Genomic DNA, 12,722 nt, shown 5'->3' on the forward strand with positions numbered 1-12,722 from the left:
CCTGAAAGTTACACCTACTATTGGCTTCAAGCCACATATATAGGCTTTCCCCTTTGGTGGCCGACTAGACGGCACTCTCCAGAGTTGCGTCCTGTACGAGTCTTTTTGCCTGAGAGATTCATAGCTTCTCTACTTGCTCCTTCGGCGACGCAACATTACGTTCTCTCCCCGTACACTCATCCGCTTCTTATTCAACATTCCAGACTATCTAGATGTTCTTAGCCATATCCTAACATTGAATAGGATATAAAGGCAAACATTTTTTAAAAACAGGCATAAAACGAACATTAAACACTAATTTTTATTAATTATTCGCCTTTTAATCTATTCACTTGGAATGCTATATATTCCACGATTTGTCTGATAGGTCTGTCCTCTGTTAAAACCTGGATGTGTCCGGCCTCTCTGTAAAATTTTCTTCTTTTTTGGTATAACTCATGCAATTCTTCTTTTGTTAATCGTTGTACAATCGGGCGGTTTTTATCATTTCGTATTCTGACATAAATATCTTCAAATACGGCGTCTAAAAAAAAGACAAGACCTGTCCGGCGCATAATCCGGCGGTTTTCCTCTCTCATCGCTACACCGCCGCCCGTTGCAATAATGCATGCCTCATTACGGAAGTTTTCTAGAAACTCGGTTTCTATTTCCCGGAAGCGCTCTTCTCCGTACCTTTCAAAAATCTCCGGAATGGTCATCCCCATTTGTCGTACAATTTCATGATCCATATCATAGTAGGGCATTTTTAAAAAGTAGCTTAGTCTCCGTCCAATAGCACTTTTTCCGCAACCCATAAAACCGACTAAATAAATTTTCCGCATGGCCTATCACCTTCTTTGTCGCTTAAAAAAATTAGTTCTCACTGATTAATATTTGTAGTATATCAATCGTAGCACGAACATTCGACAATTCCAATGAATTATAAATTTTTATTTCCATCTGAAAAGTAAGGGCGTAAGTTAAACAGGCACCCGTTACTAAAAATAGTAAAACGATGGCCAGCGGAAAAAGGGCCCCCTGCTCACTCCGAATATGGCTCCACAACAAAGCTCCTCTCCCTTTCAACACCGTCCTCCAATTTCACTTGTAACAGCAGTCTATTTCCATACAGCGTAAACAGTGCACTTGTCACACCTGTCAGTATCGTTTCATTTCCATTGTTCTCTCTTTTCCATATAACATTATTGAGAAACTGAATAGTATATACTTTATCCGGGGTTGTCACAGTAGCTATCAATCCGTCTTCCGATACGGCAACCTGGCTGATCCCATATGGTAAATATTGATTAATGTCATTTACACACAGCTCCCAATCTGCCTCTAGCCGTACATTCTTTATATCTGTCATTTTGTGGTATTGCATTAAAATCAAATAAAGAAGATGACTGAAAACTATTAACAATATCAGTTGCAGCAATGCCTCTATCAACGTAAACCCCCGCTCTTGCCCTGTAAATCGACACACATTTTCTGCTGGCCTTTTAAATCGCTGTACGTAACACATATTTCTCCGCTATTGTATTGCCAATTATATTCGGTATCATCAATTTTGATCATCCCTTTCGTGGTCCCAAGATAAGCCGCCTCCTTCACTCCGTTATATGCGGCTTCACTCGCGCGGTAGGCTATTTTCTCATTTTGGAGTCTTTCTTGCAGGCTGTTTACAGCTGGCAGCAGCGTAACTGTTACCAGCGATAAAATCACTATACTCAACACTGTTTCCAACAATGTAATCCCCTGTTCACTCAATTAGCCGCAACCTTCCTTTCGACATATTAATCGAATAGGCAATTTTCCTGTCAGGGAGCAGGAATTCGACCTTTCCCAGCTCCCTTACATGTCCTGATGACGTAAACGTAATAAACGTCTTCTTCGTGTAAATGTTTATAGTCATACCGTCTGGAATCTCCCACGTCGTATCATAATTAAAGGAGGACCTGCTCACTTTTACGTACTTTTTTTCCGTGATATGAACGTTTACTACTGCTTGTTCCTGTATGGCTGTCATTTGTGCTTGGTGCAATGTTAATTTAAATTTTTCGATTGCCTGCTCATACTGGGCTTCTTTCCATTGGCTATAAGAAAAGGACATAACAACTGCAATCACTACCATAAGAATAAGTAACACAAGCATTGTCTCGATCAGGGTGAAGCCTCTTGCATTATGTTTTACGATGATTTATCCGTTCCTTCCACCGCCGCCTTTCCGGCCTGGTCAATCGTTATTTTCTCCCCGCTTGGACATTTTGCTTCATCCGTTGAAATGTATCCTTCTTCAATCAGTTGGGCAACTGTCGGGTATTCCATCTTATCCACACGATATGCCTCCACCTGACCTTGTACCATACTGACATATGCGCTGCATCCCTTCTCATCGATCGTAGAAAAGTGTTTTGTAACATTGGGTATTGTCACTAATATAAGGACTGATATGATCAGTAGCACAATAAGCATCTCAATTAATGTAAAGCCTTTCTCATTCACTGTTCTTCCCCCTCCTAGATGACATCGAGCATATTATACATAGGCAGCAGTATACTTAAATATGCGGCCACAATACAAAGTGCAATGATGATAAATAATAATGGCTGAATCATTTTAGATATAACTTTAATACCGTTCTGCAGCTTACTCTCCAAAAGTTCGGCGTACAAAATCATTTCTCTTCCAAGTAACCCGCTTAATTCCCCATGGGTGATAAACTGCTCGAACCTTGGATAAAAAAAGCCGGTTATGACTGCTGCCTGCGCTAAAGAATCACCGTAGACAATGCGCTGACGAACAAACGCTGAAATATAAGCAATCTGCTTTTGATGGGGCTGCTGTGCCATATGCTCTAACGCTGCCTGGAGGGAAAAACCTGTTAACAGCAGCTCTCCAAGCGTTCTTGAAAACTGCCTTGTAATTAACAAGCGCCAGTAATACCGGATAAATGGCACTTTTAAAAAAATGGCCAACTGCAAATCAACTCTTTTACGGCTTATATAAATAGAGCCTGCTGTTAATAATCCTCCCATTCCTAATGCCAGCATAATAATATAATCAGGCATATGCAGAAAAAACTTCGACCATTGAATGCTCGATGATTCACTGTATCCTGTTCTTGTCAAAAGCATCGCTTGGATATTTGGCAAGAACTTTATTCTAAAGGCAATAAATAGCCCTACAATCAAAATAAACAGGAATATTGGGTAGACAAGCAGCTTTACCATCCGGTTTCTCGTCTCTTCAGAGAAGCGAATTTGCTCTCCGACGGTATACAAAGTTTTGGAAAGACTGCCTGTCATCTCAGCTAACTCCAGTGATAATAAATGCTGTTTTTTCATGCCCATTAAACTAAAAATAACACTCGGCCCTGCACCGTCTTTGAATGCCCTATCTAATACACTTTCCCATTGAGGGGCATTTTTTATATGATAGGGAACAAGCATTTCAATACATTCAGCAAAGGTGTATCCTTCGTCAAGGAGTGTGCTTGTCCGAAAAAGCAATTGCGGCAATTGGACAATACGCATTTTTCTTTTTGGAAATAAGGACAAAAAAGCCACATCATCACCTCCAGCTCCCCTTTATATGTTGGATTTGGCCGGCTAATGTCGTTCCCGTCTGCATTTTATAATAGTTCCCATTCATTGCTTGACATACTGCCTCAGACAAAGGTTCATCACTTAATATTTCAAAGATCGCTTTTCTTTCTTCCTGTTCCTCTAATTCTATAAGTGTCTGTGCCGCAATTCCTACCAACGCCTGTCTCATTTCATCAAATGAGATCCCTAAATCAAGTAAGCGGTAAAGACAATTTACAGTATCCTTGGCATGAATAGTGGTTAACACGAGGTGACCCGTAAGTGAGGCTTCCAATGCAATCTTGGCTGTTTCCCTGTCCCGGATTTCTCCGATCATAATGACATCGGGTGAATGTCTGAGAATAGCCTTCAGTCCTGCGGCATATGTAACACCTGCCCGTTCGTTGACTTGAATTTGCAGTAAATCCTCTTGGCTGCTCTCCACAGGATCCTCTAACGAGATTACATGACGAGAAAGCGCCGTCCGGCAATATTGAATGAGTGAATAAAGAGTAGTCGTCTTGCCCGAGCCGGTTGCTCCTGATAGCAATAAAAGACCCTGACGTTGATGGACAAGCTGGGATAAGCTTTCGGCATGCTGAGGATCATAGCAGAGGGAGGCGATTGGATAGGCATAATGTTGACGCAGCACACGCACTACCATGCTTTCCTTGGCAAATACAGAGGGCAACGTGGATATCCGGAATGCATAAAGGTGTTCCTCAATTTCTTTTTGAAAGGCACCGCTTTGTGGTTTACGCTTCTCACTAATATCAAGGGAGGATAAATACTTAAGGTAGGAAATGATGCGGACGGCCATTTCATCTGGCAAAGTCCCTGTTTCAACAAGCCTGCCGAATTTGCGAAGCAAAATCGAATAATGGCCTTTTTTAGGGATCAGATGAAGATCGGAAGCACCGAAGTGGCAAGCTTTTAGCAGCAGCTGTTCGCTTTGTGACGCAATAACTGTTTCATGCTCCATTTTATACACCTCTTTCGTATAAGTAATGGGCATATCGCTATCTATGGCCTCATTATAATGAGTGGACTCTTGAAATGGAACAATAAGTGCGAAAATTTAATTTTGGCTACCATCGGAACATTTTTGATGACATTTCGTATGTATTGAGGGGATGCTTTTATTCAAACGCCAAATTGATAGGCTTCACTATTGATTTAGCATATACTATATAAGAGAAAGAGGTGAAATACTGTGCTGCATCCATTAAAAATAACAGGAACATTAGCCGATGAAACAAGGTATCATATCTATGAATTCATGCTGCAACATAAACAATCATTCACAGTACAGGAAATAGCTGATCAATTTCATATCCACCCTAACGTTGCTAGACTCCATTTAACAAAGCTATCGGAAATTAACGTCATTTCTGCTGAGTTTATTAAAACAGGGAAAGGCGGCCGTCCAGGGCGTGTGTACCGTGCGACGAAGGAAGGGGTTGCATTAACATTCCCTAAGCGTGAGGAATCAATGCTATTACATATATTATTGGAGTTAACAGACAGCCTAGGGAAAGAAGCAGTAAATAAAGGAAAAGAAATTGCCTACAATCAGGGCTACAAAGAAATGAAAGAAAAAACCGTTAATGTAAAAAGAACGAATAGTTTTGAAGAAAAAGTGGCAATCCTAACAGAACATGCTGCATTAATCGGCTACGTTCCTTCTCTTGAAAAACGGCAGGAAAAAACAATTATTCACTATACTATTTACAACTGTCCTTTCCATGCTCAGCTCTCTACCCACTCGAAAATGGTTTGCGCTTTGCACGAAGCCTACCTTCGCGGTCAAACTGATGCCCTTTTTGTTGAAGAACATGAATTAATTCAAACAGGTAACATGCTGCATGAGTGTGAAAGCTGTCATTATGAAATCCATGTAAAATAGCGCTTGGAAATTTTACCTGATTGTCACAAAGTTCACTTAAGTTGCAGTTTACATTATATATAAACATCATTTATAATATACGGGAGACTATTGTATTCACTCGCAAAAGGAGGGGAATTTTCATGAGCAATATGTATAAAGTTATGGCTTTCTGGACAGGTGTCTTCGCCGTTATGTTCTATCTTGGTCACATGCCCGAGGTTTCGCTATTATTCGTAGGTAATACAGGTTTATTCTTATTATTAGGCTTCCTAAACCTTTCAGAACGTATGTACATGTACATTTTCGGTGCGTATTTAACTATCTTCTTCGCAGGATTTACTTATTATACAACTTTCATGCACGTACCCGGCGGCGGCCATTAATCCCGTCCATTATAATAAGCGTATCGCGTAAGCGATACGCTTCTTTTATACCCTTGTTTCCAAATCAGTCAGCCGCTAGGTTAAAACCCATTTAAAAATGGATTATTTTCCATTTCAGCTGCCGGCGTTGTGTAGCTCCCATGTCCCGGATAAATAATTGTATCCTCAGGCAATATAAGCAGCTTATTATGAATAGATTGAAGCAGTTCCTTCATATTTCCTCCGACCAAGTCTGTACGGCCGATGCTCCGCTCAAATAATGTATCCCCTACAATGGCAAAACCATCCTTTTCAAATACGTACGTTACACTGCCCGGTGAATGTCCGGGTGTAAAAATCGCTTTAAAAACGAACTCCCCTATCTCAAACGTTTGCTCCTTACGAATAATATGCTCATCAAGTGGTGCCTTTACAGTATAATCCGGAAGTTCCGCATACTTTCCTGAACCGTTCTTCAATGGGTCTGAAAGCCAATCAACTTCCTTTGCATGAATGTAAAGGGGGATATTAAATGTCTCTCGCAAAATGTCGACAGCACCGATATGATCAAAATGCGCGTGGGTTAAAAAAATAGCAAGCGGCTTCATACCCTGGGAACGGATTTCTTTTACAAGCCGTGCTCCTTCTTCTCCTGGATCAAAAATCAGGCACTCTTTCTTTTTATTGCTTATGATATAGCAATTTGTTTGAACGGGTCCAAGACTGTATATTCTGATATTTAACATCTTCTCATATCACCTCTCTCTTATTATACAGGAAGAGATGTTCAAACAAACGTCATTTTTTCCGCTCGACAAATTTCTGAATAAGCTATACAATATAGAAGGAATATTGTTTACGACATTCTTATGTCGAAAGGAGTGTCTATATCATGAGTTGGATTTTAATGATCATTTTCGGACTTATAGCTATTTTATCTGTGGTCGGCACATTCCAAGCAATCAAAGAAAAGAATCTTCTTTCTGTAGTATTTAATGTCGCTGCTGCAGCTATCTTCGGATGGTTTGTAGTAATGACAGTGCTAAACTCTGGTTACCCACCGGTACACCACTAATAGCTAACACAAAAAGACGACCTTGGCAGATGCCGGGCCGTCTTTTTGTTTTGCCTCCCTAAGCAGAAAATAGAATCGAACTGAAAAAGGGCTGACCCGTAGCCGGGCAGCCCTTTTCATTATTTTCCGGATTTTCCGGCTCCAGCAGTTAAGTTTCCTGTTTTTTGATCATAGAACCGCAGCAAGTCTCCATTAATAATTTTATCGGAATGCTCCAATTCAATCGTCGCACGGTCAATATAAGGCTGACAGGCATCAATAGATGTTTCCTCTCCTGTCTCCCGGTCATAACAAACCTCATCTGTATAAAGAAGCTCATCTGTTATAAAGCGGCCGTCGCGGAAAATGACAAACCCATCATGTTCCTCAGAGAACAGGTCTGCTCCAAGCTGCATATCTTTTGATGTATCAATACCTAGCAGGTGTAGAATTGTCGGACGCAAATCGATCTGTCCAGCAGTTTCCGTTATTTCCCGCCCGTCCTTTGATCCAGGGATATGGATAAATAGTGGTACCGATTGAAGCAATGCACTGTCGTATGGTGTAATGTGTTCTTTTTCTAAATACATAGCCATCGCTTTATTATGGTTTTCAGAAATACCATAATGATCACCATATAATACAATAATAGAATTATCATACAGACCTTGCTCTTTTAAATCTTCAAAGAACAATTTAAGCGCTTCATCCATATAGCGTACCGTCTGGAAGTAACGGTTCAAAGTTCCTGAATTTGACGTATACTCATTGATGTACTTATCTTCCTCATCTAGATAGAATGGATAGTGGTTTGTCAATGTTATCATACGTGTATAGAACGGCTGGGGAATATCTTTCATTAAATCGGCTGATTGGTTGAAGAATGGAATATCCTTCATTCCCCAGTTTACTTCTTCCCCTTCATTTACTGTATAGGAGTCAATGTCATAAAATTTTTCGATATTAAATGATTGGTAAATACGGTCACGATTCCAGAACGATTTATTATTCGGGTGCATAACGCTCGTATGGTAGCCGTTTTCCCCTAAAGTTTCTGACATCGAGTTGTACGTATTTTCCCCGTGTGTAAAGAATACAGCCCCGCGGCCTAAACCAAACAAGGAATTCTCCACGATAAATTCAGAATCTGATGTTTTCCCGAGACCCGTTTGGTGATAGAAATCACTGAAGTAATACGTATCAGGATCTTTCGTCAATGAATTCAAGAATGGTGTAACTACCTCCCCATTCATTTCATTATTGATAACAAAGCTTTGCAGCGACTCCATCGATACCAGAATGACGTTACGACCCGCGTATTTACCGAACATCTCCTTATTCGGGGACGCTTGATTTGCCCGCACATAGTTATTAACTTCCACAAGCTCGCTGCCGTCTGCAAGCGCCCGTTGTGCAGAAGATTTGGATTGGACGTAAATATCATATAAATGATAATTGTACGTTCCGATGTTTTTTACAAGCAGTTCACGGTCAAAGCTGCGTGTTAATAATTGGGGGCGCTCAGTTTCCGAAAGACCGAGATTCAGGAATAATACAGCCACCGACGTGACAAAGTAAGCACGGCGCACCTCTTTGCGCACAATAGTCTGCTCGTTTACGGCAGGCATAAATTTCATGAGTAAAACAAGCAAAATAACATCTACAAAATAGAAAATATCATACCAATTAATAATGGCTGCCGCTGAAGTCCCCAGATCTCCAAAGTTACTTGTCTGGAACAGTACGGGGAGTGTTATAAAATCGTTGTAGAATCTGTAAAAGGCCACATTGCCATACAGCACGATGGACAAAATAATACTCGTACCGACGATATATCGATTTCTTACTTTTGCAGTCTTAAAGAACAGTGAAATGCCATAAATGAATAGCAAGAAGCTCAACGGGTTTATGATTAAAATAAAATATTGCATTGCATTTTCAATACCCATCTCAAAGCTCGTCAAGTATACAACTACCGTTTTGATCCATGCTGCTACAATAGCAAAAGTCAATATCGAATGTTTAGGCCATTTAAATGAGTTCATCCAAAACATCCTCTCCAGTTTTTAAAAATTGTTTTTAATTGGATTAAAACAATGAATTTGTTAATCCCTATTCCCTTACTCCCCGCTCTTTTTACTAAAAATTACAAAAATACTTTAAAGAGAATGGGATCCCATTCTCTCCATAAATGCATACGTTTTTTCTTCCTGTAAAGTTTCATAATAATAGCGGGTAAGGTTTTTTATGCTTTAGAGATGCCTTTGTCCCTCGATTTATCGTCCGCACAAATACGCATAAACACAAAAGCTCTCCCAAAACGCTTCCATTATTATACTACAATTCAATATTATTTTCCTGTTTTTACTCGTCGTTCTTCTTGCCTAATTATTAACATAGCCGTCTGGTAATCATTACTCTCTAGCAGACGGGTTTTATATAGTTCCTTTACTTCATCTTCTATTAATTTTAAATCCCCAAGCCGGTCACCTGTATAAATATAAATACCAAACCGTTTAAGAAGATCGTAAATGTCAATCATCGTCTTCATATGCCCTAATCCTCCCGAATTCTACATGCGTGGATACGTTTTTTGTCTGTCAAGATAATATCTACAGGTATATCATGTGCCGCGGTAGGAATACCATCCTTCACCTGCTCGTCGAAGGCTAACGAAATCGTGGCGCCTGCAAACTGTTGTAAATAGCGGTCGTAATATCCCCCACCGAAGCCTATCCGATATCCTGCATTATTAAAAACGACTCCTGGTACGATAATTGTATCAATATGTTCCTTCGATATCTGTTCTGTCCGTTCGATGATCGGCTCTTCAATATCCATATATACCTTTTCAAGCTGACTAAAATCAGAAATATGATAAAAGGACATTTCCTTTGTAGCCGGGTCGCATTTAGGAATGCAGACCATTTTTCCCATTTTCCAAAAGGCTTCTATTATACGGCGTGTCTCCACTTCAGGAAATCTTGACATCGTCACAGCAATCGTTTCCCCTTCTTTAACAGAAGGTTCTTGCATTAATTTATTTTGTATATGGCCAGACCTTAAAAGATATGTTTCATGGTCCATTTCCATCAAGCGGCGTCTGACCATGTTCCGCATTTCCTTTTTATCCACCTGTTCCGCAACCTTTCCCCTAAGAAGTAAAAAGCCAAAACCACAGCGGGCTTTGGCTAATTGAGCGATTACTTTGTTTCACGGTGAAGAGTGTATTTCTTCTCGCGAGAGCAATATTTTTTAAGTTCAAGACGCTCTGGATTGTTACGCTTGTTCTTTTTAGAAATGTAGTTACGTTCGCCGCAGTCAGTGCAAGCTAAAGTAATATTTACGCGCATCATTAACCCTCCCACTCTAAATCAAGAATAAATAAATTGAGCATGATTTATACGACTAACCCATTATAACATAATCTAAAAAAAAATCTAGCATCAATTCATAATATCTTTTGATATAATGAAAACATTCATTGCAGAGAATAGGAGGTAAGTAAAAATGGATTTATCGCTCATCCTTATGGGTGTCGGGATAGTACTCATCATCATTTCTTTTTTCTTACAAGACCGCACAAAACACATCGAAAAAGAAGTTGAGGAACTATCAATTGGCATTTATCAGGAAACAAACGGTATTAAGCGCCGTTTAAAAATTGTGGAGGAAGAACTATTGCTTGAACCTAATTTCAAAGTTCAATCTCCAAAACCCGCTCCAAAGAAAACACCGATGGAAACATTTCAGCAAGTGGCATCACAAATGAAAAATACACATCCTTCTGCATCGCAAGGACAACAAGCAAGCGGCAATACAAAACCTATACATAGCATTTTAGTTAGTCAGGTCATTGAGTTAGATAAACAGGGGCTGTCAATTGAAGAAATCAGCAAGCTATCCACGCTAACCCCTGACCAAGTGCGATCGATCTTATCAAATGGGGGCATATAAATGAAGAAACTACTGCGTGGCATAGGCATAGGTCTGTTTTTAGCAGGTGCTGCCTTGACAGTGCTGGACTTGATGGACAGCCCTCTTTCCCAGGAATCAAATGCAATAAATGAAAAAGAAATCTCAGCGCTTCAACAGCAGCTTGCAGATGCTAACAAAGAAATTGCATCATTGAAAGCAGCCTCTACCCCGTCAGCAACTGCTCAAAATGAAAGCGAAAAGGCAGCCGAACAGGAACCTTCTGCAAATAAGCCGGAAACAGCAGAGCCTACAGCCATTTCTGGTACGATTTATATTTATGAAGGTGTTTCGCTATACGATATCGGTAAACAGGCTGAGGATGCGGGGATTATCGCGAACGGCCGGGAATTGGAGCTGTTTTTATCAAAGCCCGATTATTCCCGCTCCATCCAAAAAGGACAGTTTGAGCTTTCTTCTACGATGACGCTGGAAGAAATGGCCAAGACGTTAACCGGAAAGAAACCAGACTAAAGACAGCTGTTCACAGCAGTCCAGCCTTTCGCTGTATCATCAACTCTGATACAGCTGCATGCACACATATTCGTTTTAAAAATCGAACGTTCTTTTTTGTTCACTGAATCGTCAAATAATATTATAATATAACAATAGTGACGATACTTACTATAGAAAGAAGAAATCGATCATGCATATCAAGAAAGGAACAAAGGATTTCACTAAAGCAAACTTGGCGCTTTTTGCTGCCGGATTATGTACGTTTGCTAATCTCTACATCACACAGCCATTACTGCCTGTATTTTCCGAGGAATTCGGTATTTCACCTGCTACCGCAAGTTTATCGTTGTCAGTTGCTACTGTTGTATTAGCTTTTAGCCTTATTTTATTTGGTTCCCTATCAGAAGCTTGGGGACGTAAAAACATTATGATAGTATCCGTTATTGCTTCGGCAATCCTAACCCTTGTATTGGCGTGCAGTCCTTCTTTTGAATCCCTGCTTATTTTACGTGCTATCCAAGGTTTCGTATTAGCTGGTGTGCCCGCAATTGCGATGGCCTACCTTGGGGAAGAGATGGGGCCTTCTAGTTTGGGAGCAGCAATGGGGCTATATATTAGCGGAAACTCTGTTGGTGGTCTCGTTGGGCGAATTTTCATGGGAACAATGACAGATTTGTTCACTTGGCGGATCGGCATCATTTTACTTGGTATATTAAGTATCCTTATTAGTCTTTATTTTATATGGGCGCTGCCTCCTTCAAGAAATTTCAAAGCCCGCCCGCTGAATTTCCCGATGCTTACAAAAACATTACTCCATCACCTTAAAGATCCGGGTCTTGTCAGCTTGTTTGGTATAGCTTTTGTGTTAATGGGCAGCTTTGTGACACTTTTCAATTACATAAGCTATAAATTACTCAACGAGCCTTATTCCCTCAGCGCCAGTATCGTTGGCTGGATTTTTATCGTTTACCTCGTTGGTACTTTCAGTTCGGCATGGTTCGGCAGCCTTTCCGATCGTTTCGGAAGACAGCGTGTCCTTTTTATCGGGATTCTGATTATGTTCTCGGGTGCCTTGCTGACAATCCCTATAAATCTGGTTATTAAAATTATCGGTATAACTATTTTTACGTTTGGCTTTTTCGGAGCCCATTCGATTGCCAGCGGAGGGGTTAGCTTTCGCGCGAAAAGGGACAAGGCACAGGCATCTTCCCTTTATCTTTTTGCTTATTATTTCGGATCTAGCATAGGCGGCACAACCGGAGGCTTCTTCTGGCATTACTACGGATGGAACGGCATTATCGTCTTTATTTCTATTATGCTGCTCGTCGCACTAGCTTTAGCTCTCAGCTATACGCTTATATCAAAAAAGGATAATAATAAGTAAGTCATACCCTCTGTTAATGATCGTTCTTACAGCCGGA

The 12,722-nt window shown here is 40.4% G+C and carries 18 protein-coding genes and 1 riboswitch; of the genes, 6 read left to right on the top strand and 12 right to left on the bottom strand.

Going from position 1 to position 12,722, the window contains the following annotated elements:
- Nucleotides 1–87 precede the first annotated feature (87 nt).
- Nucleotides 88–180: riboswitch (glycine riboswitch) on the bottom strand.
- 128 nt (nucleotides 181–308) lie between these two features.
- The 7 genes from BOD01S_RS06580 to comGA form a co-directional block, all read right to left on the bottom strand.
- Nucleotides 309–821: a shikimate kinase gene (locus tag BOD01S_RS06580; protein WP_036158083.1), complete on the bottom strand. Its 513-nt coding sequence runs from the start codon at nucleotides 819–821 to the stop codon at nucleotides 309–311.
- A gap of 200 nt (nucleotides 822–1,021) precedes the next feature.
- Nucleotides 1,022–1,429: a competence type IV pilus minor pilin ComGF gene (locus BOD01S_RS06585; RefSeq protein WP_036158080.1), complete on the bottom strand. Its 408-nt coding sequence runs from the start codon at nucleotides 1,427–1,429 to the stop codon at nucleotides 1,022–1,024.
- A complete protein-coding gene (locus BOD01S_RS23225; protein WP_143815016.1) occupies nucleotides 1,426–1,725 on the bottom strand; it encodes a hypothetical protein in 300 nt (99 codons plus the stop codon). The genes BOD01S_RS06585 and BOD01S_RS23225 overlap by 4 nt, the downstream gene beginning before the upstream one ends.
- A gap of 16 nt (nucleotides 1,726–1,741) precedes the next feature.
- A complete protein-coding gene (comGD, locus tag BOD01S_RS06595) occupies nucleotides 1,742–2,179 on the bottom strand; it encodes a competence type IV pilus minor pilin ComGD (RefSeq protein WP_143815015.1) in 438 nt (145 codons plus the stop codon).
- Nucleotides 2,170–2,484 (bottom strand): competence type IV pilus major pilin ComGC, encoded by a 315-nt coding sequence (comGC, locus tag BOD01S_RS06600; protein WP_156117060.1) that lies wholly within the window; start codon nucleotides 2,482–2,484, stop codon nucleotides 2,170–2,172. Before comGC ends, comGD begins: the two co-directional genes overlap by 10 nt.
- Nucleotides 2,485–2,498: 14 nt before the next feature.
- The gene (gene comGB / locus BOD01S_RS06605) at nucleotides 2,499–3,548 is read right to left on the bottom strand and encodes a competence type IV pilus assembly protein ComGB (protein WP_036158070.1); all 1,050 of its coding nucleotides are present in this window, start codon (nucleotides 3,546–3,548) and stop codon (nucleotides 2,499–2,501) included.
- A gap of 4 nt (nucleotides 3,549–3,552) precedes the next feature.
- Nucleotides 3,553–4,548: a competence type IV pilus ATPase ComGA gene (gene comGA, locus BOD01S_RS06610; protein WP_036158067.1), complete on the bottom strand. Its 996-nt coding sequence runs from the start codon at nucleotides 4,546–4,548 to the stop codon at nucleotides 3,553–3,555.
- 231 nt (nucleotides 4,549–4,779) lie between these two features.
- Here comGA and BOD01S_RS06615 point away from each other — a divergent pair, with 231 nt between their 5' ends.
- On the top strand, nucleotides 4,780–5,472 hold the full coding sequence (locus tag BOD01S_RS06615) for a helix-turn-helix transcriptional regulator (protein ID WP_036158064.1): 693 nt from the start codon (nucleotides 4,780–4,782) through the stop codon (nucleotides 5,470–5,472).
- Nucleotides 5,473–5,594: 122 nt separating this feature from the next.
- Nucleotides 5,595–5,837: a DUF2626 family protein gene (locus BOD01S_RS06620; protein WP_036158060.1), complete on the top strand. Its 243-nt coding sequence runs from the start codon at nucleotides 5,595–5,597 to the stop codon at nucleotides 5,835–5,837.
- Nucleotides 5,838–5,917: 80 nt separating this feature from the next.
- Here the strand turns inward: BOD01S_RS06620 and BOD01S_RS06625 are convergent, their stop codons facing one another.
- Nucleotides 5,918–6,562, bottom strand: a complete 645-nt coding sequence (locus tag BOD01S_RS06625; RefSeq protein ID WP_036158057.1) for an MBL fold metallo-hydrolase — start codon at nucleotides 6,560–6,562, stop codon at nucleotides 5,918–5,920.
- 146 nt (nucleotides 6,563–6,708) lie between these two features.
- Between BOD01S_RS06625 and BOD01S_RS06630 the strand changes: the two genes are divergently transcribed.
- Nucleotides 6,709–6,891 carry a DUF2759 domain-containing protein gene (locus BOD01S_RS06630; RefSeq protein WP_036158054.1) on the top strand — a complete coding sequence of 61 codons (183 nt, stop codon included), beginning with the start codon at nucleotides 6,709–6,711 and terminating at the stop codon, nucleotides 6,889–6,891.
- A gap of 119 nt (nucleotides 6,892–7,010) precedes the next feature.
- On the opposite strand, the gene BOD01S_RS06635 is transcribed toward BOD01S_RS06630, so the two are convergent.
- The 4 genes from BOD01S_RS06635 to rpmG all read right to left on the bottom strand — a co-directional run bounded on the left by BOD01S_RS06635 (nucleotide 7,011) and on the right by rpmG (nucleotide 10,223).
- The gene (locus BOD01S_RS06635) at nucleotides 7,011–8,915 is read right to left on the bottom strand and encodes an LTA synthase family protein (RefSeq protein ID WP_036158050.1); all 1,905 of its coding nucleotides are present in this window, start codon (nucleotides 8,913–8,915) and stop codon (nucleotides 7,011–7,013) included.
- A gap of 305 nt (nucleotides 8,916–9,220) precedes the next feature.
- A complete protein-coding gene (locus BOD01S_RS06640) occupies nucleotides 9,221–9,421 on the bottom strand; it encodes a YqgQ family protein (RefSeq protein WP_036158048.1) in 201 nt (66 codons plus the stop codon).
- Nucleotides 9,422–9,426: 5 nt separating this feature from the next.
- Nucleotides 9,427–9,990, bottom strand: a complete 564-nt coding sequence (locus BOD01S_RS06645; protein ID WP_233153040.1) for a 5-formyltetrahydrofolate cyclo-ligase — start codon at nucleotides 9,988–9,990, stop codon at nucleotides 9,427–9,429.
- A gap of 83 nt (nucleotides 9,991–10,073) precedes the next feature.
- Nucleotides 10,074–10,223: a 50S ribosomal protein L33 gene (rpmG, locus tag BOD01S_RS22490; protein WP_008408521.1), complete on the bottom strand. Its 150-nt coding sequence runs from the start codon at nucleotides 10,221–10,223 to the stop codon at nucleotides 10,074–10,076.
- Nucleotides 10,224–10,380: 157 nt separating this feature from the next.
- On the opposite strand from rpmG, the gene BOD01S_RS06650 reads away from it, so the two are divergent.
- From BOD01S_RS06650 to BOD01S_RS06660, 3 genes are all read left to right on the top strand, one after another.
- Nucleotides 10,381–10,827 carry a hypothetical protein gene (locus BOD01S_RS06650; RefSeq protein ID WP_036158042.1) on the top strand — a complete coding sequence of 149 codons (447 nt, stop codon included), beginning with the start codon at nucleotides 10,381–10,383 and terminating at the stop codon, nucleotides 10,825–10,827.
- Nucleotides 10,828–11,319, top strand: a complete 492-nt coding sequence (locus BOD01S_RS06655) for an MltG/YceG/YrrL family protein (RefSeq protein ID WP_036158039.1) — start codon at nucleotides 10,828–10,830, stop codon at nucleotides 11,317–11,319. It begins immediately after the preceding gene.
- A gap of 169 nt (nucleotides 11,320–11,488) precedes the next feature.
- Entirely contained in the window at nucleotides 11,489–12,685 is a 1,197-nt protein-coding gene (locus BOD01S_RS06660) for an MFS transporter (protein ID WP_036158036.1), read from the top strand.
- The last annotated feature ends 37 nt before the right edge of the window (nucleotides 12,686–12,722 follow it).

Origin of the sequence: Lysinibacillus odysseyi 34hs-1 = NBRC 100172 (assembly GCF_001591965.1) — a bacterium.
GTDB classification, from domain to species: Bacteria; Bacillota; Bacilli; order Bacillales_A; family Planococcaceae; genus Lysinibacillus_B; species Lysinibacillus_B odysseyi.

What these genes read in the sequence shown, in the direction of transcription:
- BOD01S_RS06630 (WP_036158054.1), top strand. Translation starts at nt 6,709, where the DNA reads ATGAGTTGGATTTTAATGATCATTTTCGGACTTATAGCTATTTTATCT.
- BOD01S_RS06645 (WP_233153040.1), bottom strand. Translation starts at nt 9,990, where the DNA reads ATGCGGAACATGGTCAGACGCCGCTTGATGGAAATGGACCATGAAACA.
- BOD01S_RS06635 (WP_036158050.1), bottom strand. Translation starts at nt 8,915, where the DNA reads ATGAACTCATTTAAATGGCCTAAACATTCGATATTGACTTTTGCTATT.
- BOD01S_RS06655 (WP_036158039.1), top strand. Translation starts at nt 10,828, where the DNA reads ATGAAGAAACTACTGCGTGGCATAGGCATAGGTCTGTTTTTAGCAGGT.
- BOD01S_RS06640 (WP_036158048.1), bottom strand. Translation starts at nt 9,421, where the DNA reads ATGAAGACGATGATTGACATTTACGATCTTCTTAAACGGTTTGGTATT.
- BOD01S_RS06620 (WP_036158060.1), top strand. Translation starts at nt 5,595, where the DNA reads ATGAGCAATATGTATAAAGTTATGGCTTTCTGGACAGGTGTCTTCGCC.
- rpmG (WP_008408521.1), bottom strand. Translation starts at nt 10,223, where the DNA reads ATGCGCGTAAATATTACTTTAGCTTGCACTGACTGCGGCGAACGTAAC.
- BOD01S_RS06580 (WP_036158083.1), bottom strand. Translation starts at nt 821, where the DNA reads ATGCGGAAAATTTATTTAGTCGGTTTTATGGGTTGCGGAAAAAGTGCT.
- comGA (WP_036158067.1), bottom strand. Translation starts at nt 4,548, where the DNA reads ATGGAGCATGAAACAGTTATTGCGTCACAAAGCGAACAGCTGCTGCTA.
- BOD01S_RS06650 (WP_036158042.1), top strand. Translation starts at nt 10,381, where the DNA reads ATGGATTTATCGCTCATCCTTATGGGTGTCGGGATAGTACTCATCATC.
- BOD01S_RS06625 (WP_036158057.1), bottom strand. Translation starts at nt 6,562, where the DNA reads ATGTTAAATATCAGAATATACAGTCTTGGACCCGTTCAAACAAATTGC.